The organism is Amycolatopsis palatopharyngis (assembly GCF_003385185.1).
In the GTDB taxonomy this organism is placed as follows: Bacteria; Actinomycetota; Actinomycetes; order Mycobacteriales; family Pseudonocardiaceae; genus Amycolatopsis; species Amycolatopsis palatopharyngis.
In genome coordinates, this window is record NZ_PQHZ01000017.1 from 26726 (window position 1) to 52051 (window position 25326).

The 25326-nt window shown below is 68.1% G+C and carries 24 protein-coding genes; 15 read left to right on the top strand and 9 right to left on the bottom strand.

Features of this window, described 5'->3' with window-relative positions:
• Positions 1-20: 20 nt before the first annotated feature.
• Positions 21-392: an SPW repeat protein gene (locus tag D0C15_RS15220; RefSeq protein ID WP_116045820.1), complete on the bottom strand. Its 372-nt coding sequence runs from the start codon at positions 390-392 to the stop codon at positions 21-23.
• A gap of 217 nt (positions 393-609) precedes the next feature.
• Here D0C15_RS15220 and ccrA point away from each other — a divergent pair, with 217 nt between their 5' ends.
• The 5 genes from ccrA to D0C15_RS15245 all read left to right on the top strand — a co-directional run bounded on the left by ccrA (position 610) and on the right by D0C15_RS15245 (position 5844).
• The gene (ccrA, locus tag D0C15_RS15225; protein ID WP_116045669.1) at positions 610-1956 is read left to right on the top strand and encodes a crotonyl-CoA carboxylase/reductase; all 1347 of its coding nucleotides are present in this window, start codon (positions 610-612) and stop codon (positions 1954-1956) included.
• 64 nt (positions 1957-2020) lie between these two features.
• On the top strand, positions 2021-3157 hold the full coding sequence (locus tag D0C15_RS15230; RefSeq protein ID WP_245975818.1) for a coiled-coil domain-containing protein: 1137 nt from the start codon (positions 2021-2023) through the stop codon (positions 3155-3157).
• A 101-nt stretch (positions 3158-3258) separates the two neighbouring features.
• The gene (locus D0C15_RS15235; RefSeq protein WP_116045672.1) at positions 3259-3708 is read left to right on the top strand and encodes a universal stress protein; all 450 of its coding nucleotides are present in this window, start codon (positions 3259-3261) and stop codon (positions 3706-3708) included.
• 78 nt (positions 3709-3786) lie between these two features.
• Positions 3787-4941, top strand: a complete 1155-nt coding sequence (locus D0C15_RS15240; RefSeq protein WP_211323204.1) for an adenylate/guanylate cyclase domain-containing protein — start codon at positions 3787-3789, stop codon at positions 4939-4941.
• Positions 4942-5178: 237 nt separating this feature from the next.
• Positions 5179-5844 carry a hypothetical protein gene (locus D0C15_RS15245; protein ID WP_162830088.1) on the top strand — a complete coding sequence of 222 codons (666 nt, stop codon included), beginning with the start codon at positions 5179-5181 and terminating at the stop codon, positions 5842-5844.
• A 26-nt stretch (positions 5845-5870) separates the two neighbouring features.
• On the opposite strand, the gene D0C15_RS15250 is transcribed toward D0C15_RS15245, so the two are convergent.
• From D0C15_RS15250 to D0C15_RS15260, 3 genes are all read right to left on the bottom strand, one after another.
• Entirely contained in the window at positions 5871-7112 is a 1242-nt protein-coding gene (locus tag D0C15_RS15250; protein WP_116045824.1) for an aldehyde dehydrogenase family protein, read from the bottom strand.
• Between the two features lie 58 nt (positions 7113-7170).
• Positions 7171-7824, bottom strand: a complete 654-nt coding sequence (locus D0C15_RS15255; RefSeq protein ID WP_245975836.1) for a M50 family metallopeptidase — start codon at positions 7822-7824, stop codon at positions 7171-7173.
• Between the two features lie 75 nt (positions 7825-7899).
• Positions 7900-8898 (bottom strand): DNA-3-methyladenine glycosylase family protein, encoded by a 999-nt coding sequence (locus D0C15_RS15260; RefSeq protein WP_116045680.1) that lies wholly within the window; start codon positions 8896-8898, stop codon positions 7900-7902.
• 482 nt (positions 8899-9380) lie between these two features.
• Between D0C15_RS15260 and D0C15_RS15265 the strand changes: the two genes are divergently transcribed.
• Together D0C15_RS15265 and D0C15_RS15270 are read left to right on the top strand one after the other, a co-directional pair.
• Positions 9381-10250 (top strand): ribosomal RNA small subunit methyltransferase A, encoded by an 870-nt coding sequence (locus tag D0C15_RS15265; protein WP_116045682.1) that lies wholly within the window; start codon positions 9381-9383, stop codon positions 10248-10250.
• Positions 10251-10297: 47 nt separating this feature from the next.
• Complete coding sequence (locus D0C15_RS15270; RefSeq protein ID WP_245975823.1) at positions 10298-11065, top strand: class I SAM-dependent methyltransferase; 768 nt, start codon at positions 10298-10300, stop codon at positions 11063-11065.
• Between the two features lie 113 nt (positions 11066-11178).
• Here the strand turns inward: D0C15_RS15270 and D0C15_RS15275 are convergent, their stop codons facing one another.
• From D0C15_RS15275 to D0C15_RS15290, 4 genes are all read right to left on the bottom strand, one after another.
• A complete protein-coding gene (locus D0C15_RS15275) occupies positions 11179-12333 on the bottom strand; it encodes an acyl-CoA dehydrogenase family protein (protein ID WP_116045684.1) in 1155 nt (384 codons plus the stop codon).
• Entirely contained in the window at positions 12330-14324 is a 1995-nt protein-coding gene (locus D0C15_RS15280; protein ID WP_116045686.1) for an acetyl-CoA carboxylase biotin carboxylase subunit, read from the bottom strand. Before D0C15_RS15280 ends, D0C15_RS15275 begins: the two co-directional genes overlap by 4 nt.
• Before the next feature lie 8 nt (positions 14325-14332).
• The gene (locus tag D0C15_RS15285) at positions 14333-15964 is read right to left on the bottom strand and encodes a carboxyl transferase domain-containing protein (protein WP_116045688.1); all 1632 of its coding nucleotides are present in this window, start codon (positions 15962-15964) and stop codon (positions 14333-14335) included.
• Positions 15965-16093: 129 nt separating this feature from the next.
• Positions 16094-16831, bottom strand: a complete 738-nt coding sequence (locus D0C15_RS15290; RefSeq protein WP_211323205.1) for an SGNH/GDSL hydrolase family protein — start codon at positions 16829-16831, stop codon at positions 16094-16096.
• A 280-nt stretch (positions 16832-17111) separates the two neighbouring features.
• Between D0C15_RS15290 and D0C15_RS15295 the strand changes: the two genes are divergently transcribed.
• Positions 17112-17702 carry an SACE_7040 family transcriptional regulator gene (locus tag D0C15_RS15295; protein WP_116045693.1) on the top strand — a complete coding sequence of 197 codons (591 nt, stop codon included), beginning with the start codon at positions 17112-17114 and terminating at the stop codon, positions 17700-17702.
• A 68-nt stretch (positions 17703-17770) separates the two neighbouring features.
• Entirely contained in the window at positions 17771-18268 is a 498-nt protein-coding gene (locus tag D0C15_RS15300; protein ID WP_116045828.1) for a hypothetical protein, read from the top strand.
• Here the strand turns inward: D0C15_RS15300 and D0C15_RS15305 are convergent, their stop codons facing one another.
• On the bottom strand, positions 18269-18670 hold the full coding sequence (locus tag D0C15_RS15305) for a VOC family protein (protein WP_116045696.1): 402 nt from the start codon (positions 18668-18670) through the stop codon (positions 18269-18271).
• A gap of 65 nt (positions 18671-18735) precedes the next feature.
• Between D0C15_RS15305 and D0C15_RS15310 the strand changes: the two genes are divergently transcribed.
• The 6 genes from D0C15_RS15310 to D0C15_RS15335 all read left to right on the top strand — a co-directional run bounded on the left by D0C15_RS15310 (position 18736) and on the right by D0C15_RS15335 (position 25228).
• Positions 18736-19098, top strand: a complete 363-nt coding sequence (locus D0C15_RS15310; RefSeq protein WP_116045698.1) for a PadR family transcriptional regulator — start codon at positions 18736-18738, stop codon at positions 19096-19098.
• 151 nt (positions 19099-19249) lie between these two features.
• Entirely contained in the window at positions 19250-19699 is a 450-nt protein-coding gene (locus tag D0C15_RS15315; RefSeq protein WP_116045700.1) for a VOC family protein, read from the top strand.
• Positions 19700-19703: 4 nt separating this feature from the next.
• Positions 19704-21269: a PucR family transcriptional regulator gene (locus D0C15_RS15320; protein ID WP_116045702.1), complete on the top strand. Its 1566-nt coding sequence runs from the start codon at positions 19704-19706 to the stop codon at positions 21267-21269.
• Positions 21270-21420: 151 nt separating this feature from the next.
• Positions 21421-22527 carry an alanine dehydrogenase gene (ald, locus tag D0C15_RS15325; RefSeq protein ID WP_116045704.1) on the top strand — a complete coding sequence of 369 codons (1107 nt, stop codon included), beginning with the start codon at positions 21421-21423 and terminating at the stop codon, positions 22525-22527.
• Positions 22528-23297: 770 nt separating this feature from the next.
• Positions 23298-24347, top strand: a complete 1050-nt coding sequence (locus D0C15_RS15330; protein ID WP_116045706.1) for an ABC transporter ATP-binding protein — start codon at positions 23298-23300, stop codon at positions 24345-24347.
• Entirely contained in the window at positions 24347-25228 is an 882-nt protein-coding gene (locus D0C15_RS15335) for an ABC transporter permease (protein WP_116045708.1), read from the top strand. Before D0C15_RS15330 ends, D0C15_RS15335 begins: the two co-directional genes overlap by 1 nt.
• The last annotated feature ends 98 nt before the right edge of the window (positions 25229-25326 follow it).

Genomic DNA, 25326 nt, shown 5'->3' on the forward strand with positions numbered 1-25326 from the left:
CCCGGCTGGCAGCGACTCTGTCAGTGCTGTCCCGCCATGCGCGTGTGCGCGGCGTTGGCAACGGGCAGTGCCGCGGCGCCGACCACGATGGTCAGGGCACCGATGACCCACGACATCCAGGCCGCACCCGAGAGTTCGGTGTAGCCGATCACCCACGGCGATAGTACGAGCAGGGCGCCGAGAACGATCTGGATGGCCTCGCCATAGACCATGCCGGGCATCGCCAGCGACGCGAGCCCGTCCAGCGCGACCAGACCGCCCATCACGATCAGCGTCCACATGGCCGCCGTACTCGTTTCCAGCCACAGCGGTGACAGCACCGCCACGACGCCCAGGACTACTTCCGCCCAGTCGTGCGGCCTCGTCCAGGGACGTGCCGAAGTTTCGCGCATCCTGATCACCTCCGAAAAGTCCATCGAACTCCGCTAGCAACTCACGGCTTCACCTGCGATTTTGCTCCTTGGTTGGCCAGCCGGTCAAGAGTTCGGTCACACTTTCGCGTAGCTCGGGAAATGCCGACGTGCGCCTGCTCTCGTACAGTTGTGCCGTCTCGTTACCCGCCAGTAGTTTCATCTCGGCGAGACCGCAACCACTTCACCGGAGGCCCCGATGTCGCAGAACGCGCTCAGTGAGATCACCGACGCTGTCCTCACTGACAACTTGTCCGCGATCTCCTCACTGACGATGCCGGAGAGCTACCGGGGCATCACGGTGCACGCCGACGAGTCCGAGATGTTCGCCGGCCTGGACAGCAGGGACAAGGACCCGCGCAAGTCCCTGCATCTGGACGAGGTGCCGGTGCCGGAGCTGGGGCCGGGCGAGGCGCTGGTCGCGGTGATGGCCTCGGCGATCAACTACAACACGGTGTGGACCTCGATCTTCGAGCCACTGTCGACGTTCAAGTTCCTGCAGCGCTACGGCCGGATCTCGCCGCTGACCAAGCGCCACGACCTGCCGTATCACGTGGTGGGCTCGGACCTGTCCGGCGTGGTTCTGCGCACCGGTCCCGGCGTGCACCGCTGGGAGCCCGGTCAGGAAGTGGTCGCGCACTGCCTCAACGTCGAGCTCGAGGGCCCCGACGGGCACAACGACACGATGCTCGACACCGAGCAGCGGATCTGGGGTTTCGAGACGAACTTCGGTGGCCTCGCGCAGGTGGCTCTGGTCAAGGCAAATCAGCTCATGCCGAAGCCGAAGCACCTCACCTGGGAGGAGGCAGCCGCGCCCGGGCTGGTCAACTCCACCGCCTACCGGCAGCTGGTGTCGCGCAACGGCGCCGACATGAAGCAGGGTGACGTGGTGCTCATCTGGGGCGCTTCCGGTGGTCTCGGTTCGTATGCGACCCAGTTCGCACTCAACGGCGGAGCCATCCCGGTGTGTGTGGTGTCCAGCCCGGAGAAGGCCGAGATCTGCCGCCGAATGGGCGCGGAGCTGGTGATCGACCGCAACGCCGAGGGCTACAAGTTCTGGAAGGACGAGCACACCCAGGACCCGAAGGAATGGCAGCGCTTCGGCGCGAAGATCCGGGAGCTGACCGGCGGTGAGGACCCGGACATCGTGTTCGAGCACCCGGGCCGGGAGACCTTCGGCGCCTCGGTCTACGCGGCCCGTAAGGGCGGCACGATCGTCACCTGTGCCTCCACCTCCGGCTACCTGCACCAGTTCGACAACCGCTACCTGTGGATGAACCTGAAGCGGATCATCGGCTCGCATTTCGCGAACTACCGGGAGTCCTGGGAGGCCAACCGGCTGATCGAGAAGGGGCTGATCCACCCGACGCTGTCGAAGGTGTATCCGCTGGAGGAGACGGGGCAGGCGGCGCTGGACGTGCACCGCAACGCCCACCAGGGCAAGGTCGGCGTGCTCTGCCTCGCTCCGGAGGAGGGGCTCGGCGTTCGCGACCACGAGCTGCGGGAACGACACCTCGACGCGATCAACGCGTTCCGCGGTGCGTAGCCGCACCGCGCCACGCCCTGGCGTTGCCCGGCCACCTCAGGACACCTGCCGATAGGGTGGGGCCATGAGCCTTGGCGATGAACGGGAGCTCGTACCGCTGGGGGCCGGCTTCGATCTTGAGAAGCGCGGCTACGACCGGGTACAGGTGGACGAGCATTTGGAGCGGCTGGACGCCGACCTGAAGATGCTCACCTCGGACCGCGATGCCGCGATCTCGCAGGCGGGCGATCTGGCCAGGCAGCTGGAGATCGCCCGCGGCGAGATCGACGACCTGCGCGGTCAGGTGGAGCGACTGGCGCAGCCGCCGACGACACTCGAGGGCCTGTCCGAACGGTTGCAGCGAATGCTGCGGCTGGCGCAGGACGAGGCGGCCGACACCAGGGCGAGGGCCGAGGCGGAGGCCGGGCACATCCGGGCCAAGGCCGAGAGCGACGCGAGCGCGATGCGCGCCAGGTACGAGGAACTGCTCACCGAGCTGGCCGAGCGGCGTAAGGAGATGGAGGCAGAGCACCGGTCGGTGCTCGAAACCGCCCGCGCGGAGGCGGCCACCATCACGTCGGAGGCCGCCGCCGAACGGGACCGGCTGGACTCCGAAGCCGAGCAGCGCCGTACTCAGGTCGAGGACGACTTCGAGATCGCCATGGCCGGGCGCCGCACGGAAGCCATGCGGGTGCTGGCCGAGCAGGAGGCCGCCAGCAAGGCCGAGGCCGAACGGCGGGTCCGGGAAGCCACCGAGGAGGCCGCGGGCATCAGGACGAAGGTCGCCGAGGAGGAGGCCGCGGCCAAGGCCGATATCGATCGGCGGCAGCGCGAGTCCGTCGCGGACGCGAACCAGCGCAAGCAGAACTCGATCAGCGAGGCCAACGCGAGGGTGGCCGAGGCTTCCGACGAGGCGCGAAGGCGGGTTCGCGAGGCGACCGACCAGGCGAACCGGCGGATCGCGCATGCGGCGGAGCGGGTGCAGGCTTTGCGTTCGCTGCGCGCGACGATCGCCGAGCAGGTCCGCGGGGCACGCGCGATGCTCGCCGAGGCGGACACGGCGTTGACCAACGCCGCGGCGCAGGCATTGCCGGACGACGACTACCCGACTGTGCAGACAACGCCGTCGCCGACTCCGAAGCCCGCTCCGGCGACCGGTGCGAGCAAGGTGCAGGCGCACGGGGGAAACAACCAGTCCGCATCGAAACCAACTCGCGAGTAGGTCAGGGCTGCGCTTGGCAGCCGGGGCCGCTATGGTCTGCGTCTACACCGACTGTTGCTCGACCTACTGCCGAGTACGCCGACCTTTCGTGGAGGACTTCGATGGCCGCCTATCAGACCGTGGTGGTGGGTACCGACGGTTCGAAATCGTCTTTTGCCGCAGTCGACCGAGCGGCCGGAGTGGCCGCCGACTCCGGCGCGCAACTGGTCATCGTCTGCGCCTACTACCCCGCCAGCAAGCACGACGTGGAGAAGGCCCAGGACGTTCTCGGTGACGAGGCATACCAGGTTGTCGGCTCCGCTCCTGCCGAGGACACGCTGATCAGCGCCAGGGACAGGGCGGCAAGGGCCGGAGCCACCAAGGTGGAGACCATTCCGGTGGTCGGCGAGCCCGTCGAAGCACTGCGCAAGACCGTTTCCGAGCGTTCGGCCGACCTGCTGGTGGTCGGCAACCGAGGGCTCAACACTCTCGCCGGGCGCATTCTCGGCTCGGTGCCGTCGGAGGTTGCCCGCAAGTCCGGCGTGGATGTCCTCATCGTGCACACCACCTGAGCCGTGACCGAGGAGCAGGGATCGCACGACCGGCCGGGGGGTGCGCCCAGAAGCACTCGTCCCGTCGACTCCCTTGCTATCGGTGAACTGCAGCAACGGCTGGAACGGATCCTGCTCGGCGGCCGGCGCAAGTACACGCGTTTGCAGGTGGCCGCGAAGACCGGAGTCCCCGAGGAGCGCACGCGCAGGCTGTGGCGGGCTCTGGGGTTCGCCACGGTGAACGACGACGAGGTCGTGTTCACCGATGCCGACGCCGAAGCGGTGCGCATCGCGGATGGCCTGGTTCAGGCCGGTCTCGTGGACCCCACCCTGGAGACCTCGGTTACCAGGGCACTGGGTCAGCACCTCTCGCGGCTGGCGGAGTGGCAGGTCCACCTGCTGTGGACGCTGATCACCGAGAACCAGGAGCTCGGCCGGAACGAGCGGCAGATCGCCCGGCTGGTCGACCAGTTGCTGCCCGAGCTGGAGAAAGTTCAGAGCTACGTCTGGCGCAGGCACCTCGCGGCCTACGCGGGCCGGGCGCTGGCCAGCCCGGACGAGGATCTGCAGGCCCGCACCGAAGCCGTCGGATTCGTGGACATGGTCGGCTACACGCGCCTGACCCGGCGAATCGACGAGTCCGAGCTGAACGAGGTGCTGGAACGTTTCGAGGCGATCGCGAGCGAGGTGATCGCCGAGCACCGTGGACGCGTGGTCAAGATGATCGGCGACGAGGTGCTCTTCGTCGCCGACTCCCCCTTCGACGGCGCCGAGATCGCGCTGACCCTCACGGAGCGGACGCGAGCGGACGAGGGCCTGCCTGCGGTACGGGCCGGACTGGCCACCGGGCGCGTGCTGAACCGTTTCGGGGACGTCTACGGCTCGGTGGTGAATCTCGCCGCCCGGCTGACCTCCCTGGCCCGGCCGGACACGATCCTGGTGGACAAGGAGACGGCAAGCCAGCTCGCTGACGAACCCGCTTTCGAGCTGCGCATGCGACGGCCGGTGTCGGTCCGTGGCTATGCCCGGCTCCGGCCCTCGGCCCTGCGCCGGGCGAAGCAACAGCCCGGCTCCGCTGGCCGGTTCGAGAGCGGGCAGCAGCTCGCGGCGGAACTACTCGGGCTCACACCACAGACTTCGGAGAAATCCAAGGCGAAGCCGGAGCCCCGGGACGAGGAGCGAGCCGAGGGCGACAGCGCCGCCCCGAGCGACGAACCCGGGCCCCGCACCAGAGGACGCCGAAAGCGCCGCTGACCGCGCTCGCTCCATCACCATCGGGACGCGGCCGGGACACAAAACGAACAGCCGCACCACCAGACGCTAACGCCGGGCCAGACAAGTCCGACTTTCAACTGTCGTAATCAGTTGAAAGGACAATTAATGAGTCAGGCCCCCTACGCTCCTCCGCCCTCGGCACCTGAGCGGCAGCCGAAGCCCGCGAAGTTCGGCGCGCTCGCGTGGACTTCCTTAATTCTCGGCATCGTCGGAGTGGTGGGCTCGCCCGTCCTGATCCTCAACAACCTGACGGCAATCGTGGCGGGCGTCGGCGCGGTGCTCGGCATCATCGCGATCTTCGGGTCGAAGCGCGTTCTGGCCATCATCGGTACAGCCCTGTGCGTCGCTGGAATCGCGATCACTGTCGTGGTTCAACAGCAAGCTGTCGAGGAGTTGGACGGCATTCTGAACGGTGAGACGAACCAAGGGAAAGTCAGTGACGCGTCCAGTGAGCCTGAGGCAGAGCAGCAACAAGCCTCTGCCGGAGCGCTGACTTGGGGCAAGCGCTACACATGGGACAACGGATTGGCCGTGGAAATCTCCGCACCCACAGCTTGCACGCCGAGCGAGTACGCGATGCCGCAAGACGTCGTGCGTGCGGTGAAATTTACCGTCACCGTGGTCAACGGCACGGAGGAAGCGTTCGATGCGATGATGCTCAGTGTGGGCGGAGACGCGCAGTTCAACGGCTCAACCGCCGAAGCGATCTTCGACTCGAACGGCGAATGCGGCGACGGCGGAATGGAAGCGGCGACGGTGATGCCCGGAAAGACCTTCACCTACGAAGCCGCGTACTCCGTCGGCGAGCAGCCCGGCGAGATGCAGCTCGCGCTGCAGCCGAACTTCGGTGGCGACAAGGCCGTGTTCAGCGGGCAGGCATAGCGACTGCGACGCTGCTCGCCGGGCGGTCACCGTCCGGCGGGCAGCACCGCGTACTGGCGGACGTAGAGGTCGGTGTAGGTCACCGGGCCACGCGGGCCGGGGACCCGGTCCAGGTTGATGCCGGTTTCTGGGACACCCATCAGCTTGAACCCGTCGAGCAGCCGGGTCGGTGCGTTCCAGAAGACGCCGGTGCCCTGGTAGGCGTCGAAGAAGGCCTCCGCCGTCGCCGCGTCCTCTGTGGCGATCCCCGCTGCGAGCCCCGACGTCTGCTCGTTGGCGATGGTGACCGCCTCGGTCAGATCAGCCACCCGCGCGACGGTCACGGTCGCCTCGCGGTCCGAGTCGAGCGCCCACTCGTAGCCGATGGCGTGCTCATGCGGCGGCAGGGACGGACGCACCGAGCGCTCCTCGAGCGCGCTGGAGATCGTCGGCCACAGCTCCTCGTAGACCGCGGTGTGGATCAACAGCAGATTCAGCCGGTTGCAAACACCGAGGCGGTCCAGGCTGCCCGCGACGAGTTCGCGCACCGATTCGGCGTCGGCCGCCTCGTCCACGAACAACACGCCACCACCGTCGGCATGGGCCAGTGTGCGCACCCCGTGAGTCGCGGCCTCGGTCGCGAGTGCGCGCGTGCTGTCGCCGCTGCCGCGCAGGATCACCAGCGGAACCAGGCCGGGCAGGCTGACCAGCGCGGCGGCAGCCTCCCGCTCGGCCCGGGGAACCAACTGAACGACCTCGGGGGCGATGCCGCCCGCGCTCAGTGCGGGCGCGATCACCTCGTCGAGCAGCCGCTGCGCCGATCCCAGGGCGGCCGACCCGGTGCGCAGCACACCACCGTTGCGGGACTTGACCAGCTGCGAGGCGACGTCGACCGTGACGTTCGGCCTGGCCTCGTAGTTCGCGCCGATCACCCCGACGGGGCGCCTGCGCTCCACCAGCCGGAGTCCACCGTCCAGGGTGGAGATCGGCACACTGCGCTCCTGGTGTGGCGCGGCAGCAAGCAGTCGCAGCTGCTCGGCCATGCCGACGAGCCGGTCCTCGGTGATGGTGAGCCGGTCCAGCAGCCCCGCGCTCATCCCGTCGGCGCGGGCCTTCTCCAGATCCGCCCGGTTGGCCTCGAGCACCGAGTCCCTGGCCGTCAGCATCCGGTCGGCCATGGCGCCCAGAGCGGTGTCGATGGCCGCATCACTCGCCGCCGCGAGAGACGGTGCCGCCTGCTTCGCCGCGCGCGCACACTCTTCGACCGTCTTGGCCACCTCGTCCGTCACCACTGTGCCTTCCGTCGAGCCTGTCACCAGGGCACCAGTGTGCCGCACCGGCCTGACCTCAGCGGAGAGCGGGTTCGAGCAGCAGCGCTCCGCCGAGCACGAGGCAGCTCAGCGCGATCACGCCGAGGACCAACAGCCACAACGCGGCGGGCAGGCCGGTGAGCCTGGCCAGTTGGTCGGCATCGGAGTCCCGCGCGGCACCCCTGCGCCGTTTCCGCTGCAGCTCGAACACGGGCCGCATCCCACCGAGCACCAGGAACCAGGTCATCAGATAGACGAAGGCGGCCTGCACCTCCGAAGGCGCAAGGAGAGCGACCGCTGCGAGCACCACGGCCGAGGCCACCACCGCGAACACGCCGTAGGCATTACGCACCATCACGAGAACACCCAGCAGGAGCACGGCCACAATGGCCAGCACGGCGGCCATCCGGTCACCGGACAGGAGCGCGGCGAACGCCAACCCGAGCAACGCGGGCGCGGGATATCCGGCGAGGGTGGTGAGCACCATGCCCGGTCCGCTCGGCTTCCCCCGCGAGACCGTCACACCCGAGGTGTCCGAATGCAGCCGGATGCCGCGAAGCCGGCGTCCGACCAGCACCGCGACGAGAGCGTGCCCTGCCTCGTGCACGATCGTGACGACGTTGCGCGCGAGCCGCCACGGGGTCCGGGACAGAACCAGCACGAGTGCCGCGGCTCCGGTGATCAACACCACAGCCTCCGGTGGCGGCGGCTGTGTTTCGAAGATCCGCCAGAATCCGATGCCCTCGTTCAGTTCCACCCGATCAGCTCACCACAACGCCTCCTGTGGCCCGCGTGAGCCCCGGTCCACGGCCTTGACCGGGCGTGGCCCGGCTCGCTCCCCCGGCGCGCGCTGCTCCCTCGACAACCGGAACAGCAGCGCAGCCCAACTGCGGAATGGCTGCCAGGACTCGGCGATCCGCTCCAGCGAGGAGACGTCATCAGGATCCGCGCCGTACGCGAGGGCCATCTCCTCGAGCACACCGTGTTCCCCTCGCGGAAAGACGTCCGGGTGGCCGGCACCCCGGGTGAGTATCAGCTCGGCCGAGAACGGCCCGATCCCGGGAAGCCTGCGCAGAGACCGCAAGGCGTCCTCTGCTTCCATCGCCAGCAACATCGAGGCGGTCAGTTCACCGTCGTGAGCGATTTCCGCGACGGCCCGCAGTCGAGAGACCTTTCGTTCCGGTAGCCGGAGCGAACCACTGAGGGCGTGCAGTTCCGCCGGCGCGGGAAAGGACGACAGGACGGTGTCACCGACGACGACGCGGCGACCGTGCTCCCCCGCGATATGCCGCATGATCGAAGTGGCCTGCCTGCTGCCTATCCGGTTACCGATGATCGCCCAGCAGGCCGCTTCGTACGGTGAGTGGAACAGCACCGGCCGCACCCCTCTGAACCAGGACTGCAGTTGCCCGACCACCGGGTCTCTTCGGCCGATAGCGGCGAATCCCCGGGCATCGGTGTCCAGCGACAGAATCCTGCGAGCCTGCGCGGTCGCCGCAGCCACGACGGTGGGCGGAGCTTCGGTCTCGATCCGGATGGTGCGTTTGGCCACGGGACGGACCAGAACTCCCGCCGTCTGCCATTCGCCCTCCACGGTGAACGCCATTGGCAGGATCGCCCGCGCGGCACGTGCCTCCGGCCGGGAAGTCGGGATGAACTCCCGGACGCAAGCCGGCACGGCGGCGAGGTCGAGTGGACCACGAACGTCCAGATCGGTGACGTGCGGCGGGCACAAGGTCGTGATCGATGCCGGCGTCGGAGTCATAGTTGCTCCCCCTCGGTGTAGTTGTTCGTTGAAGCGGCGACAACTCCGACGTTAAGCAGCGAAACCAGGGTTTTCACCAGGTTGCTTGCACGAGGGGACCGTTCGCGCCCGGTGAGGGATCGAACGGAACAGTGGTGAATATTCGAGGTGACATCGGTTCGCGGGTAGTGCTAGGTTGCGCCGCATGGGAGCCATGTTCGCCTTCTGCGCCGTGTTCGCGCGTTTGCGTACCGCCTGAACGCAGCGATCGCGGAACCTCGTTGAACCGAGCTTTCTTACCTCTGTGCAGGAAGCGCGTGGAGCTGTCCTGTCCATAGCGGACATCTCCCGCTCGCCCGAAGCACAAGAGCTCGTCCCTGACCCGCCGTAGCCCATCAGCGGCAACGGCGCGTTCTCCTCCGGATCGTGGCCATGGTCGCTGCGTCATGACGCCCTCGCACGCCTTTCGTGCGCTCACCTCGTACATGACGTGGAGCTCAGCCATGCCCAGATCCGGGCACAACAACGCACAGCCCAATCCTTCAGGCGTCCACTTCCTCGCGGACGAACCGGTTATCGACCGATTGATCCGGGACTGCGATATCGGTCCCCGCGACGTGGTGCTGGATCTCGGCGCCGGACAGGGCGCCGTCACCGCGCGACTCGCGGGTACCGGGGCCAGGGTGATCGCGGTCGAGCGCGACCCCGAGTTCGTACGACAGCTGCGAAAACGGCTCGCTCGCCGGGAGAACGTGCTTGTCGTACCCGCCGACGCCCGAACCGTTCCGTTGCCACGCCGGACGTTCTCCGTGGTGTCGAGCATTCCCTATGCCATCTCCACCGCACTGTTGCGCCGCCTCCTGACACCACAGCGCACGAGCCTGCACCGGGCCGCGCTCGTCGTCGAGTGGGGCTTCGCCCGGCGGCTCACCGCAGGAACTCCGCGTGATCGGGAAGCCGCGTGGTGGGCGGCACGTTTCGAGATGGCGCTGACCACCCGTGTCCCGGCTGCCGCATTCCGGCCGGAACCCACCGTGGACTCGGCGCACCTGTCCATTCGCCGGATTCCCGGGATGACCCCGCACGTCGAGACCGTGCTGTGGACGCTGCTGAACACCGCCTACTCGGCAGGCGACGTGCCGGCACACAAGGCGCTCGCGGGCGCGGTCGGCGGACGTCGCACGCGCGCGGCGTTCTCTGCCTGCGCGGTCGATCCTTCGGTCCACGCGCGCGCTGTTCCCGCCCGCGCCTGGTCGGATATCGCCCGCCTGCTGGCACGGGAACGCGGTCTGCAGTGGCCGCGGCTGCCCGCCGTGATCACCACGGACGGAAAGGGACGACGGGGACAACCACGCAAGCGGCGAAGGCGATAGCGTGTGGCCTTCGACACGCCCGGCGACTGAAAGTGTGGGAGCAGACGGTGACGATCAACGCAAAGGCGCGGTCCCGGCTTCTCGAGTTGCTCACCGAACCGCCAGCGGGGCCGGACGGTCACGACGATCCGGTTGTGGACCTGCTCGGCGGCGCTGACCAGGCGGGCCCACCCACCGGACTCGCGCAGCGGCTCATGCGGACAACCGCCGTGCCGATGATCTACGAACGGTACTGGCGGCCCGCGCTGGGCAGAATCGCCAAGGGGCCGTTCGGGCCCAGTATGGACGGTGAACTCACCATGGCGCTGGAGCTTCTACGCCTGCGCCCCGGTCACACCGTGCTCGATGTCGCGTGCGGGACCGGACGGTTCACCAGAGCCTTCGGCCGTGCCGTCGCGCCCGGCGGACTGGCGGTCGGCCTGGACGGAGCTCGCCAGATGCTCGCCAGGGCGGTCGCCGCCGAGCCGCAGCCGGACACCGTCGCCTACCTGCGCGCCGACGCCGTGTCGCTGCCGCTCGCACCGGCGAGTGTGGACGCGTTGTGCTGCTTCGCCGCGCTGCATATGTTCGCCGATCCCGACGCGGCACTCGAGTCGTTCGCCGCCACGATCGTCCCCGGCGGGCGCCTTGCGCTGCTCACCAGCGCAAGGCGCGGCTGGCAACCGGCGCGCCTGGCGGAGACCGTGATCGGCACCGCGAGTGGGCAACAGATGTTCGACCGCGGCGAGGTCGCGGCAAAACTACGGTCGCTCGGCTTCTCCGAGATCACCGAGAACTATGCCGGGGTCACGCAGATCGTGGCCGCCACCCGGTGACGCCGGCGCGGGTTTTGGAGTTCCCCAATGTGGCATTAGGGACGTTGAAGTTCCCCAATGCCACATTGGGGAACAAACCCGGGCGACCACCGCGGGCGCGAACGGGACTCTCGCTACCGGAGACCGAGTTCCCTTGCGACGAGCATGCGCTGGACCTCGCTGGTGCCCTCACCGATCTCGAGGATCTTCGCGTCACGGTAGAAACGCCCGACCGGGAACTCGTTCATGAAGCCATAGCCACCGAAGATCTGGGTGGCCTCGCGGGAGTTGTCCATGGCCGCGTTGGAGGCCGTGAGCTTGGCGATCGCCGCCTCCTTCTTGAACGGCTCACCACGTAGCATCTTCGAGGCGGCGGCGTAGTACGCCAACCTTGCCGTATGCGTGCGCATCTCCATGTCGGCGATCTTGAACTGGATCGCCTGGTAGGCCCCGATCTTGTGACCGAACGCCTCTCGCTCGCCGACATACCGCAGGCACTCGTCCACGCAGCCCTGTGCGAGGCCGACGCTCAACGCGGCGATGGCGACCCTGCCTTCATCCAAAATGGACAGGAACTGGGCGTATCCTCGCCCGCGCTCGCCAAGCAGGTTCTCCTCCGGGACACGGCAGTCCGAGAACGACAGCTCGTGGGTGTCGGAGGCATTCCAGCCGACCTTCGAGTACTTGGGTGCCACGGCGAAACCCTCGGTACCGGAAGGAAGAATTATCGCCGAGATCTCCTTGCGGCCATCCGGCTTCGCACCCGTCACCGCGGTGACGGTGACCAACTGGGTGATGTCGGTACCGGAGTTCGTGATGAACGACTTGCTGCCGTTGATCACCCACTCGCGGTCCGCCAGCTTCGCGTTCGTACGGGTGGCACCCGCGTCGGAACCGCCGCCGGGCTCGGTCAGGCCGAACGCGCCGAGCGCCTCGCCCGAGCACAACGCGGGAAGCCACCGGCGCTTCTGCTCCTCGGTACCGAACCGGTAGATCGGCATGGCGCCGAGCGAGACCCCGGCCTCCAGAGTGATGGCGACGGACGAGTCCACCCTGGCGAGTTCCTCCAGCGCGAGGCACAGCGCGAAGTAGTCGCCGCCCATCCCACCGAACTCCTCGGCGAACGGAAGGCCGAACAGGCCCATCTCGCCCATCTTCGCCACCAGGGCGTACGGGAACTCCTCGCGCTCGTAGAGGTCGCCGATGACCGGGGCCACCTCGTTCTGCGCGAAGTCCTGGACGGTCTTGCGCAGCGCCTCGTACTCGTTGTCCAGCCTGAAGTCGATCATTCGGTCTGCTCCTCGGGGGTTACCACGGCAAGCGGTTCGTCCAGTGCGACCTGTTGGCCCACCTGGACACGGAGTTCACTGACAACGCCGGCGACCGGTGCGGTGATGGTGTGCTCCATCTTCATCGCCTCGACCACCAGCAGGGGGGTACCCGCGGCGACCACGTCACCCTCGGCCGCCTTGACGACCAGCACGGTGCCCGGCATCGGACTCGTCACCGGCCCGGCCTCGGCGGAGTCGGCGTGCGTCGCCAGCAGGTTCGGCCGCTCGCCGACGGCGAGACAACGCCCACCGCGGGCGAGCCACAGGTCGCCGTCACCCGCCTCGGCGCGCCGGTACCGCCGTAGTTCACCGCGGTAGCGCAGCTCGAGCTCACGGGGCCGCGCGCCACTCCACTTGGCGGACACCGGCTCCGGCTCACTTTCGTCGACGCTCACGACGGCCCGCGCCGGGGTGCCTTCGACCCGCACCACGGCCTCGACGCCCCCCGCCCGCAGCCGGAAGGTCACCCCGCCTCGCCCACCGAGGCGCCAACCGTCCGGTACGTCCCACGGGTCCACAAAGGGACCAGTCGGTTGCAGGCCGAGTAGCCGATCGAGTGCGGCCGCGACGAAGAAGTCGGCTGGCACAGTGCTCTCGGTCAGCGACGCCAGCCTGCGGTCGACGAGTTCGGTGTCCAGTCGCCCCGCCCGTACCTCCTCGTCGGCGAGCAGCGCGCGCAGGAACGCGACGTTGGTGGTGACCCCGAGTACGGCGGTGTCCGCGAGCGCCCGGTCCAGCCGGTGCAGTGCGGCCGCCCGATCCGGCCCCCATGCGATGACCTTTGCCAGCATCGGGTCGTAGTGCGATCCGATCACCGCGCCCGGACGCATCCAGGAGTCGACCCGGACGCCAGGGCCTGCCGGTTCGGCGATCGCGAGGACGGTACCCCCGGTGGGCACGAAACCCCTGGCAGGCTCCTCGGCGTAAACGCGCGCCTCGACCGCGTGTCCGTCGAGGCGCACGTCCTCCTGGGCCAGCGTCAGCCGTTCACCGGCAGCGACCCGGACCTGCCACTCGACCAGGTCGAGGCCGGTGACCAACTCGGTGACCGGGTGCTCGACCTGCAGCCGGGTGTTCATCTCCATGAAGAAGAACTCGCCGGGATCCTTCGACGACACGATGAACTCGACGGTGCCGGCTCCGACGTAACCGACAGCGCGTGCCGCTTCCACGGCCGCGGAGCCCATCCTGGCCCTGGTCTCCTCGTCGAGCAGCACCGAGGGCGCCTCCTCGATGATCTTCTGGTGGCGCCGTTGCAGGCTGCATTCACGTTCACCGAGATGAATCACGTGGCCGTGGGAGTCGGCGAGTACCTGGATCTCGATGTGTCGCGGCGTCGTGACGAAGCGCTCCAGCAGCAAGGTGTCGTCACCGAAGGCCGCCCTGGCCTCCCTGCGCGCGGACTCCACCGCGTCCGCCAGCCCCTCGGATGACTCGACCAGCCGCATCCCCTTGCCGCCGCCACCCGCCGATGGCTTGAGCAGCACCGGGTAGCCGACCTGGGCGGCGGCTTCGACGATGTCGGTATCACCGAGATCCCCGCCGGTGGTGCCCGGGACGACCGGGACGCCCGCGGAGGACACGGTGGCCTTCGCGCGGATCTTGTCGCCCATCGCGTCGATGGCCCCGACCGGCGGTCCGATGAACGCCACGCCCGCCTCGGCGCAGGCCCTGGCGAACTCGACGTTCTCCGAGAGGAACCCGTATCCGGGATGCACAGCCTGCGCACCGGTCTCGCGCACCGCGTTCAGGATCGCCGGGATCGACAGATAACTGTGACCGGCGTCAGCAGGTCCGATGTGGACGGCGGTATCGGCCTCGTGCACGTGCGCGGCGTCGATGTCGGCGTCGCTGTACACGGCGACGGAGCGAATCCCCATGCCGCGCAGGGTGCGGATGACTCGTACGGCGATCTCGCCGCGGTTGGCGATCAGTACGGTGTCGAACATAATTCCGCTCACATCCTGAAGACGCCGTAGGAGACCGGATCCAGTGGCGCGTTGGCCGCGGCCGACAGGGCCAGCCCGACCACGGTGCGAGTGTCCGCCGGGTCGATCACGCCGTCGTCCCAGAGCCGGGCCGTCGAGTAGTAGGGGCTGCCCTGCTGCTCGTACTGCTCCCGGATCGGGTCCTTGAAGGCGTCCTCCGCCTCGGCGGACCACTGCTCGCCCCTGGCCTCGATGGCGTCGCGCCGCACGGTGGACAGCACCGAGGCCGCCTGTTCCCCGCCCATCACCGAGATCCGCGCGTTCGGCCACATCCAGAGGAACCGGGGCGAGTACGCCCTGCCACACATCGAGTAGTTCCCCGCACCGAACGAGCCACCGATGATGACTGTCAGCTTCGGCACCCGCGCACAGGCCACCGCGGTCACCATCTTTGCTCCGTGCTTGGCGATACCGCCCGCCTCGTAGTCCCTGCCGACCATGAACCCACTGATGTTCTGCAGGAACAGCAGCGGGATCGAGCGCTTGTCGCACAGTTCGATGAAGTGCGCACCCTTCATCGCCGACTCGGCGAACAGGACGCCGTTGTTGGCGATGATGCCGACCGGGTGGCCGTGAATCCTGGCGAAACCGGTGACCAGTGTGGCGCCGTACTCCTTCTTGAACTCCGCGAACCGGCTGCCGTCGGTGATCCGGGCGATCACCTCGCGGACGTCGTACGGCGTTCTGGAGTCCGTTGGCACGACGCCGTAGAGCTGTTCCGGGTCGACGGCCGGCTCCTCGGCAGGCAGGAGATCCCACGGCCGGGGGGCGCGTGGACCCAGGGTCGCGACGATCGAGCGGACGATGCGCAGCGCATGGGCGTCGTCGGTCGCGAGATGGTCGGTCACACCGGACGAGCGGGCGTGGACATCGCCACCGCCGAGTTCCTCCGCGGTCACGACCTCGCCGGTCGCGGCCTTCACCAGCGGTGGCCCGCCGAGGAAGATCGTCCCCTGGTTGCGCACGATCACGGCTTCGTCGCTCATCGCTGGCACGTAGGCGCCACCGGCCGTGCAGGAGCCGAGTACCGCGGCGACCTGCGGTATCCCTTTCGCGGACATGGTGGCCTGGTTGTAGAAGATCCGGCCGAAGTGCTCCCGGTCGGGAAAGACCTCGTCCTGCCGTGGCAGGAAGGCCCCACCGGAGTCCACCAGGTAGATGCACGGCAGGTTGTTGTGCAGCGCCACTTCCTGCGCACGCAGGTGCTTCTTCACAGTGAGCGGGTAGTACGTGCCGCCCTTCACAGTGGCGTCGTTGGCCACGACGACACACTCGCGCCCGGACACCCGGCCGATGCCGGTGATGATCCCGGCCGATGGCGCCTCGTCGTCGTACAGGCCGTTCGCGGCGAGCGGGGAGAGTTCGAGGAACGGCGAACCGGGGTCGAGCAGCGCGTCGACCCGGTCCCTGGGAAGCAGCTTGCCGCGTTCCACATGCCGGTTTCGCGCCTTCTCCGAGCCGCCCTCGCGGGCGACGGACAAGCGTTTACGCAGGTCCTCGACCAGTTCGGCATGCGCGATGGCGCTTCGCGTATACGTCTCGTCCCGCGGATCCGCGGTACTGGTGAGCACCGGGATGTCGGACGTTGCTCCGGGTGACAACCCACGGCCTCCCTCGTCGTCGGCACAGCATGGAACATGCATGAACTGCCAGGTTAGCAGGCGTTAACCCTATAGGGGAGGTTATCGACCGCTAACCTGACTGTCCAGTGCCGCCGGAGGGCGAGGTCGTCAGCCGGTGATCGCGTTGAGCGCGGGCAGGTATCCGAGCGCCTGCCCTGCCTTCGTGGGGTGGTAGGACTCGATGATCGGCCAGACGAGGCTGTGCAGCCAGCGGTCACCCGAGCAGATCTCGTGCCCGGTGAACGGGCCGCGCATGTCGACGAACGTGAACCCGGCGTCGGCGGCACGCTTGGCCGTGACCTCGGCGAGAGTGTCGGAACCCGAGTTGATCGCGGCACGCTTGGTCTCACTGAGTCCCACCGAGCAGGAGCCGTTCAGCTTGTAGAACTTCGGATAGCCCAGCACGATGATCTCCGCGTTCGGCGCGCGGTCGCGCATCTGCGAGTAGACGTTGTCGAGCAGGCCGGGCAGGGTGTCACGCGCATACGCCTTGGCGACCTCGACCCGGTCCACACAGGTCTGGTCGGACCCGAAGGTGCAGTCGGTCATCACGTCGGCGAAGCCGGCGTCGTTACCGCCGATCGAGATCGTCGCCACCGTGGTACTCGCACTGAGCGCACCGACCTGATCGCGCAGCACGTCCCCCGTCCTCGCGCCCGAGCAGGCGACGAAGTCGAAGCTGGACACACTGTGCGAGTCCGCCCATAGCCGGGGGTAGGAATTGGCGCTGCGTCTGCAGTCGCCCGAGCTGCCGTAGTCACCGGCGCCGACTCCCGAGGAATAGGAGTCACCAAGCGCGACATAGTTCGGTCCAGCGGCGCTCGCGGGGACCGTCAGTCCGAGCATCGCCAGAGCGGTAAGCAGGAAGAGAGTCAGGAATCGGGTTGCAGGGAGGGTGGTCTTCTTCGCGAAAGACACGTTTCCGATCCTTTCGTCAGTCATTGACCACGAGAAGACATAGCAGGTGTCGTGCTGACTCACGAAGAACTCACACCACAGGCAACCCACATGGATTACGCGGTAAGTCGTACCGGAGGGGTGTGTACACGCCGCCCGACGGATAGGACCCCGCACACAGAAGCAGGAAAGGTTAGTGCTCGCTAACTGGGCCGACTAGACTGCGGGAATGTCCCCCACTCCCACGCCCCTGGTGAACGGCGAGAAGGCCAGCCGACGCGAGCAGATTCTGGCCGCGGCCGCCGAATTGTTCGCCCGGCACGGCTTCCACGGGGTCGGGATCGACGACATCGGCGCGGCGGTCGGCATCTCCGGGCCTGCGCTGTACCGGCACTTCCGCAGCAAGGACGCGATGCTCGGCGAGATGCTGAGCTCCATCAGCCAGTTCCTGCTGGACGGCGGCACCGAACTCGCCGACGCGGCGACCGACCCGCAGGAGGTACTGGCGGAACTGGTCCGGTTCCACGTCGACTTCGCCCTCCAGCACCCGGCCCTGATCACCGTGCAGGAACGCAATCTCGCCAACCTCACCGACGCGGATCGTCGCCAGGTGCGAGCGCTGCAGCGGCGCTATGTGGAGGTGTGGGTCACCGCGATTCGCGCGGCTGTCCCCCAGGTGGGCGAGAGCCATGCCCGCTCCTCGGCACACGCCGTGTTCGGTTTGATCAATTCGACACCGCACAACCGCTACCTGCCTGACAGTGAACTCGCCGAACTGCTCGGTCATCTCGCGCTGGGTGCACTGCATGCCGCCAGGTGAGCACCGTGGTGCCCCGGCGCACGCTCGGCCACAGCACACTTCTCGGCCCCCTGGTGTTTGATAGGCACGTGCAGCACCCCAGGAACGAGGACGAGCACGGGCTCGTCGAGAAGGCGCAGCGCGCCCTCGTCGCCATTCACCTCGGGCAGGACGAGGACGCGCTGGACCAGATCGCGCCCACGAACGCTCCACAGGCAGGTGGCGCCGAAGAGACACTCGGACTGATGCTGCTCCTGTTCAGCGAGTGCAGCGCGATGGTGGCGACACTCGGCGACGGCGGCAACGCGCCGGTGAAGGTCCAGGTGTTCGACGAGGAAGGCGAAGAAGTCTCGATCGATCAGGCCGACCCGCCTGTTCGTACTGCCGTCCGCACACTGCTTGCCGAGGTGCACGGCAACACCGAGGCCGCACAGGAGCAGGTGGAGATCGCACTGGCCAGCGCCGCACCCGAGGAGGTCGACAGCCTCGTACTGCAAGCACTGCGATGGACGGCCCGGCTGTCCGTCGAATGCCTCGAACGCGGTCTTCCGGTCGCGGACTGGATCAACGAAGCGCTGTCCGACTGATCATCCGGGCTGGTGCTGTTCCCGCTGTTGCAGTGCGAAGCGGTTGCCCTCCGGGTCTTCGAACATCGCCCACCATCCCCAGGGCTGCCGCGTCGGCGGCGAAGGGAATTTGACCCCCTCCGCCGACAGTTCGGCATGGGTGGCGACCACGTCATCGGTGTAGAGGAAGAAGTTGGCGGTCGGCACACCGTCGCGCACAGGGAACCGCGGCTGATCGTCTGGGTCGGCGCTGAGCACCAGCACCGTGTGCCCGTCGGCCGATGTCAGTTCGATCCAGCGACCGGCGTCGCCGTAGGGCATGTCGGTGGTGACCTCGAAGCCGACGGTCTCCGCCCAGAACCGCCGTGCCCGTTCCTGATCCCGAACTCCGATCACCACTTTGCTGACTCCACGGATCGGCATGTCACTCCCTCCGGTGTCGATATATCCAGAACGGATACAACGAAGTCGGAGTGTATGCTCCTTCCATGGCGGACGGCAATCCCCCACCGCTGACCCCGGCGGCGTTCCAGGTACTGCTCGCGCTCGCGCGGGGCAGGACGCACGGTTACGGGATCATGGGCTTCATCGGTGAGGTCACCGATGGCTCGGTGCAACTGGGACCTGGCACGCTGTACCGCACCCTCGCCCGGCTCGCGGCCGACGGGCTCGTCGAGGAGACACGGGAAAGTCACGAGGGCGAGCCGCACGACGCCCGCCGCAGGTACTACCGGCTCACCCGGCTGGGCTGGGACGTGGCGCGGCGCGAGGCGGAACTGCTCGATCGGCTCACCTCCGCGGCGGCAGCAGCCGGCTTGCTGGGCGATCTCCGGAGGGCCGACGCGTCATGAGCGACCGGCACCGCGACCAAGCCGGGCACGGCACCGAGCGATGTGCAGCCCGCCGGCGAGTGAGGCAGCAGACACCGCGCGACCGGCACCGCAAGCGAATCGGGCACGGCACCGAGCGATGTGCAGCCCGCCAGCGAGTGAGGCAACGAACATGAGCGCAACCCGGCCCAGCCGTGCACTCGGCCTCGTACCGCACGTCTTCGTGAAGGACGTCGACTCCGCGCTGACCTTCTACCGCACAGCGTTCGGTGCCACCGAACTCTTTCGCAATCTGCTGCCCGACGGCACGGTGCTGTTCGTCGAACTCGCACTTGGTGAGGCACGTCTACTGGTAAGCGAGGAGATCCCCCGACTCGACGCGTTGGCGCCGACGACGCTGGGCGGAACACCGACGCTGCTGGTTCTGGAGACGGCCGATCCGGATGATCTGCTCCGGCGGGCGGTGTTCGCGGGCGCGACGGTGGAGGCACCGGTGACCGAGATGTTCTTCGGGGAGCGCTACGGCCGGGTGGTCGATCCCCACGGTCATAGGTGGGCACTGACGACGAAGCGGGAGCAGTTCACCCCGGAAGAGATCGACGCACGCACTCCGGACGTGTGACCGTATGGGTTCCGTTCGAGCAGTGGTCGACCGAGTCGGCCCGACCCTGCTGCATATGGTCCATCTCCCGGACAGCTGCCCCGCCGTCGCCGTCGCCGACGTCGTGATCGCGGAGCCGGGAGCACCCGGTCACCTGTCCGCGGGCGACCTCGTACTCGCGGTGGCTGCGTCCGAGACCGCGGAAGCCATCGCCCTGATCCGGCACAGCGCAGACCAGGGCGCCGCCGCCGTGCTGGTCAAACCGCCACTGTCCGAACGGTCTGCCGTCCGGCGGGCCGCGAAGACGGCGGGGATCGGGCTGGTCGAGGTGCGCGCCGCCGCCTCCTGGGCACAACTGGTGTGGCTGCTGCGGACCGTGCTGGACGCGATCTCGGATGAGTCGGAGACGCTGGAGAACGGCGGCGAACCGGGTGCGGCGGACCTGTTCCGCCTCGCCGATGCCGTGGCGTCGGTGGTGGACGCACCCGTGACGATCGAGGACACGAACTCCAGGGTGCTGGCGTACTCCGCCCGGCAGGACCTCACCGACCCCGCTCGCGTGTCGACGATCATGGGCAGGCGGATTCCGGACGACGTCCTCGCACGTTTCCGGTCCAGAGGAGTGTTCCGGGAACTGTCGCGGGGCAGGCAGACCGTCTTCGTTCCGGCGCAGCAGGACGGAACCCTGCCCCGCCTGATCGTGCCGATCCGGATGGGCGGCGAGCTACTCGGATCCATGTGGGCGGTCGTCGAGGGACCGGTGTCCGACGAACGGGCCGCCGCGTTCGCCGACTCGGCACCGGTGGTGGCATTGCATCTGTTGCGCAGGCGGGCGCACGACGACGCGCAGCGCAGGGCGACCGCTGAACTGCTCAGGGCGGTGCTCCAGGGCACGGCCAGCCCGCGGGCAGCGATCGCCGAACTGGACCTTTCGGAAGGTCCGCACCGAGTGGTGGCCATTGATACCAGCAGTGACGGCAACCCGGACGCGGAAGGGCTCCGGCTGGCGCTGCTGGAGCGCATTTCGCATGGAATCGGAAGGCGTCCTCCCGCGACGGAACTCGGTGGACTGCTCTATGCCGTCGTACCGGATGCGGACGGGCCAGGAGCGTGGACCGAACTTCGTGCCGCTTTGGACGCAGTGGGCGGAGACAGCGATCTGCGGGTGGCCGCCGGAACCGCCGCGCCGATCGGTGACCTGGCCCGCTCCCGAGCCGAGGCGGAAGAGGCGCTGGGCCTACTCAGAGCCGGACTTGTGCCGCAGCGAGTGGTCGGATTCGACGAGGTGTGGACCGCGCTGGCCCTGCATCGCGCGGCGACGGCGGCGGGCAACAGCGGGCTCACCGCTCTCGGCCCGCTGGCGGCGATCCGCGCCCACGACGAGGCGAACGGCACCGACTACGTGGACACGCTGTACCAGTGGCTGCGCAGCCCCGGAGATCCTCGTGCGGCGGCGCACGCCCTGCGCATTCATCCGAACACCCTGCGGTATCGAATGCGCAAGCTGCTGGAGCTGGTGCGGGTGGATCTGGACGATCCGCAGGTGCGTCTGGCGCTGACGACTCAGCTCGTGGTGTTGCGCTGGTCCTGACACCGGCTCCGGCTCGGCTGGATCGGCGCACCGGGCTCTGTGTTGAGGGAACCATCGCTGGCGCGCAAGATTGTCCTGACAGCACGATGACACCGCCGTCCGTGTGGTTCACCGTGGTGACCGACACTGTCGCAACCACCAGGAGAAAACCGTGCGTATCGCCGTCCCCCGTGAGATCAAGAAGCACGAATACCGGGTCGCGCTGACGCCGGCCGGAGTGCACGAGCTGACCCAGCGCGGCCACCAGGTCTTCGTCGAGACCGACGCGGGCGCAGGCTCGGCCATCACCGACGAGGAGTACCTGGCCGCAGGGGCCAAGGTCCTGGCCACGGCTGAGGACACCTGGGCCGAAGGTGAACTGGTACTCAAGGTGAAGGAGCCCGTCGAGGCCGAGTACCCGTTGCTGCGGAACAACCAGGTGCTGTTCACCTACCTGCACCTCGCAGCCGACCGCGCGCTCACCGACGCGCTGCTGGGAGCGGGCACCACCGCGATCGCCTACGAGACCGTGCAGACCGACAACGGCGCTCTGCCGCTGCTGGCGCCGATGTCCGAGGTGGCTGGCAGGCTCGCGCCGCAGGTCGGGGCGTTCGCGATGATGAAGCCCAGCGGTGGCCGGGGGGTGCTGCCCGGCGGCATTCCGGGGGTGCACCCCGCGCGGGTCGTGGTCATCGGCGGCGGGGTCGCCGGGCTGAGCGCGGCCCGGGTGGCACTCGGACTCGGCGCCGATGTCGAGATCCTGGACACCAACGTGGACCGGCTCCGGCAGATCGACCACGACTTCGCAGGCCAGATCCGCACCGTCGCGTCCAACGCTTTCTCCCTGGAGAACGCCGTCCTGGAGGCAGACCTCGTCATCGGCGCGGTCCTGGTTCCTGGCGCGAAGGCGCCGAAACTGGTGTCCAACGAGCTGGTTTCCCGGATGAAGCCCGGCAGCGTGCTGGTGGACATCTCGATCGACCAGGGCGGCTGCTTCGCGGACTCGCGGCCGACGACCCACGACGAGCCGACCTACCAGGTGCACAACTCGGTGTTCTACTGCGTGGCGAACATGCCCGGCGCGGTGCCGAGGACCTCGACGTACGGTCTGACCAACGTGACGCTGCCCTACGCGATCCAGCTGGCGGAGCACGGCTGGGAGCAGGCGCTGAAGGCGAACCCGAGCCTCGCGAAGGGCCTCAACACCCACGCCGGTGCGCTGACCAACGAGCCGGTTGCGGTCGCCCACGGCCTGGAGCACCGTCCCGTCGACCTGTAACCCCACTCCGCTTGGCCAAAATGCGGTGGGCGTCTCCGGATGCCCACCGCATTTTCCGTTCGTGGGTGTTCCCCAATGTGGCATTCGGGACGTCTAAGTACCCCAATGCCACATTGGGGACATCCCACAGCCGCGCCTTCGCCGCGGGGACGCCACCAGCTGAGCTGGGTGGCCGGCCCGCCGGTCGAGCAATGAGTCGCATGTGGAACGTCGGCCGAATCCTCGCTCGCCGTTCGTCCTGGTCGGCACCCAGCGGGAGCGATGGCCGGAGGCCGTCCGATACTTCGCCGGCCGGGCGCCGCGGAGCCTGCTCGCCGTGCCGACTGGGCACACCGCAGGCCGGTGCCGACTACCTGATCATCTGGCGGGCCACGCCGTACGCGAATAGGGGCGGCCCGCTCAACCAGCCTGGGGGTCACTGGGAGCGGGCCGCCGCCTACCAGCTTAGGTAATAACTCCGGAGATTGCTCGCCGGGGTAGGCAAACTTGTGCGAATCGTTCTCCCGGCAGTGTCGGGGCGGACACGCTCGCCGGAACTCTCACAGTTTCCTCCATGGTTCTGGCGCAGATCAGCCGGTGAACAGCCCCGCCCGCCGCGAGAATTCCGGTCCGTGAGGAGTAACACGCCAATCTTGCGACACGCCGGGAACCATCGGAGGGCCCACCGCCTCGGAGTACCGGTACGGCAGGATGTCGCGCGACACGGCCTGGACGGCCGTGGGTGACCGGACGGCTCCCCGGCGACCATCGACGACGAACAAGGGGGCGGTATGCACGACGGCAGCGGCCGGATCGCGGTGCAGAACCTCAGCAAGCAATTCGGGCCTGTGACGGCGGTACAGGATCTCAGCTTCGCGGTGGAGCCCGGCTCGGTCACCGGCTTCCTCGGCCCGAACGGCGCGGGTAAGACGACCACCCTGCGGATGCTGCTCGGCCTGGTCACTCCCAGTACGGGCAGCGCCACGATCAACGGGCAGCCGCACAACCGCCTCGGTAACCCCGCACGGGTGGTCGGCTCCGTGCTGGAGAACGAAGGGTTCCACCCCAAACGCACGGCATACAACCACCTGCGGGTGTACGCGGCCGCCATCGGCGTACCGGACCGGCGCGCCGAGGAGACTCTCGGTCTGGTCGGCCTCGCGTCGGCGGCGCACCGGAAGGCGGGCGATTTCTCCCTCGGCATGCGCCAGCGGCTGGCGCTGGCGACCGCCCTGCTGGGCGACCCACAGGTACTCGTCCTCGACGAGCCCGCGAACGGCCTCGACCCCGAGGGAATCGCCTGGCTGCGCGCGTTCCTGCGCTCCTTCGCCGCACAGGGGCGAACCGTGCTGGTGTCGAGCCACCTGCTCGCCGAGGTCGAGCAGACCATCGACCAGGTCGTCATCATCAGCCGTGGCCAGACCATGTACCAGGGTCGTGTCGACCAACTGCGCAGCTCGCAGCAGTCGAGGGTGATCGTGCTGCCCTCGGACGCCGCCGCGCTGGCGGCGGCGCTGAAGGAGAACGGCGCCGGCGAGGTGCATCCGACGCCGGAAGGCGGCCTCGCGGTACTGGGCGGCACGGCGAGACAGGTCGGTGACATCGCACTCCGGGCGGGAATCGCGATCTACGGCCTGCACGAGGACACAGCGGACCTGGAGAAGATGTTCTTCCAGCTCACCAGCGGTCAGTACGCCGGCGGACCCGCACCCCAGCAGGGGCCGCCGCCGGGGTGGGCGCCACAACAGCAACCGCAGCAGGGATGGGGCCCGCCACAGGGACATCCCGGGCAGCAGCCCCCAGGGCAGCCCGGCCACCAGGGATGGGGAGGAAACGCCTGATGGGCAACCTGATCAAGGCCGAGTTCCGCAAGACTCTGAGCCTGAACACCTGGTGGGTCCTGCTGATCCCGCTGGTCGTCCTGTCCTTCGGGTTCTCGTTCGTCTGGGGATGGATCACCAACGACTTCGTCGGATACATCGGCAGTGGGACGGCGGGCGAGCTGGCGAGCTCGTTCGGGATCGACCCGAACGCCTTTCCCGTGGGTCTGCTGTCGATCGCTCACGGAGTCAACATCGCCACCCTGATTCCGGCGATCTTCGGCGTGTTCGCGCTGGCCGGGGAGTACAACAACCGCACCATCACGACGACTTTCCTGACCGCACCGAACCGGGGCCTCGCGCTCACCGCGAAAATGATCGCCTACGTGGTGTGGGGCGTCGTGTACGGCCTGATCAGCTTCGCCGTCGCGGCGATCGCGACCCTCATCGCGGTCGACCCGCCGGGGTTGCCCAGCGGCGAGCAGTGGCTCGGCGCCCTGGGCGGCACGATCCTGGTCTCGGTGCTGGTGATGTTGTTCGGAATCGGCTTCGGTGCGGTGCTGAACAAGGTCACCCTGGCGGTGGTGCTGTTGATCACCTACTTCCTGGTGGTGGAGAACGTCCTGGTGTTCGCGCTGTGGAACGTCACCGACGTACTCGGCGGGGTCCTGCCCAACGGCACGGCAAACGGCATAGTGGGCGGTATCGCCGCGGACGCTTTCGGCATCGACACCCTGAACCTGCCGGGCACGGTGGACGTCTGGACGCAGTACGGATTGCAACTCGCGGCCGGAGCGCCGGGAGTGCTGTCCTGGTGGGCTTCCACGCTGATCTTCCTGGCCTGGACGCTGTTGTTCTTCGTCGGTGGCTGGGCGGCGAACCAGCGCAGGGACATCACCTGATGCGGTAGTGGCGTTTTCCGGCTCTCCGACGTCCTGTCAGTGACCGCGCATAGCCTGGCGTGGTGACCAAGGCCAGCACCACCGCCTCGCCGACCCGC

Coding starts and splice junctions, on each gene's coding strand:
- D0C15_RS15305 (WP_116045696.1), bottom strand. CDS start 18,670: ATGCCGATCCGTGGAGTCAGCAAAGTGGTGATCGGAGTTCGGGATCAG.
- D0C15_RS15260 (WP_116045680.1), bottom strand. CDS start 8,898: ATGACTCCGACGCCGGCATCGATCACGACCTTGTGCCCGCCGCACGTC.
- D0C15_RS15335 (WP_116045708.1), top strand. CDS start 24,347: ATGGGCAACCTGATCAAGGCCGAGTTCCGCAAGACTCTGAGCCTGAAC.
- D0C15_RS15235 (WP_116045672.1), top strand. CDS start 3,259: ATGGCCGCCTATCAGACCGTGGTGGTGGGTACCGACGGTTCGAAATCG.
- D0C15_RS15330 (WP_116045706.1), top strand. CDS start 23,298: ATGCACGACGGCAGCGGCCGGATCGCGGTGCAGAACCTCAGCAAGCAA.
- D0C15_RS15265 (WP_116045682.1), top strand. CDS start 9,381: ATGCCCAGATCCGGGCACAACAACGCACAGCCCAATCCTTCAGGCGTC.
- D0C15_RS15315 (WP_116045700.1), top strand. CDS start 19,250: ATGAGCGCAACCCGGCCCAGCCGTGCACTCGGCCTCGTACCGCACGTC.
- D0C15_RS15280 (WP_116045686.1), bottom strand. CDS start 14,324: ATGTTCGACACCGTACTGATCGCCAACCGCGGCGAGATCGCCGTACGA.
- D0C15_RS15290 (WP_211323205.1), bottom strand. CDS start 16,831: ATGCTCGGACTGACGGTCCCCGCGAGCGCCGCTGGACCGAACTATGTC.
- D0C15_RS15220 (WP_116045820.1), bottom strand. CDS start 392: ATGCGCGAAACTTCGGCACGTCCCTGGACGAGGCCGCACGACTGGGCG.
- D0C15_RS15320 (WP_116045702.1), top strand. CDS start 19,704: ATGGGTTCCGTTCGAGCAGTGGTCGACCGAGTCGGCCCGACCCTGCTG.
- ccrA (WP_116045669.1), top strand. CDS start 610: ATGTCGCAGAACGCGCTCAGTGAGATCACCGACGCTGTCCTCACTGAC.
- D0C15_RS15230 (WP_245975818.1), top strand. CDS start 2,021: ATGAGCCTTGGCGATGAACGGGAGCTCGTACCGCTGGGGGCCGGCTTC.
- D0C15_RS15295 (WP_116045693.1), top strand. CDS start 17,112: ATGTCCCCCACTCCCACGCCCCTGGTGAACGGCGAGAAGGCCAGCCGA.
- D0C15_RS15275 (WP_116045684.1), bottom strand. CDS start 12,333: ATGATCGACTTCAGGCTGGACAACGAGTACGAGGCGCTGCGCAAGACC.
- D0C15_RS15310 (WP_116045698.1), top strand. CDS start 18,736: ATGGCGGACGGCAATCCCCCACCGCTGACCCCGGCGGCGTTCCAGGTA.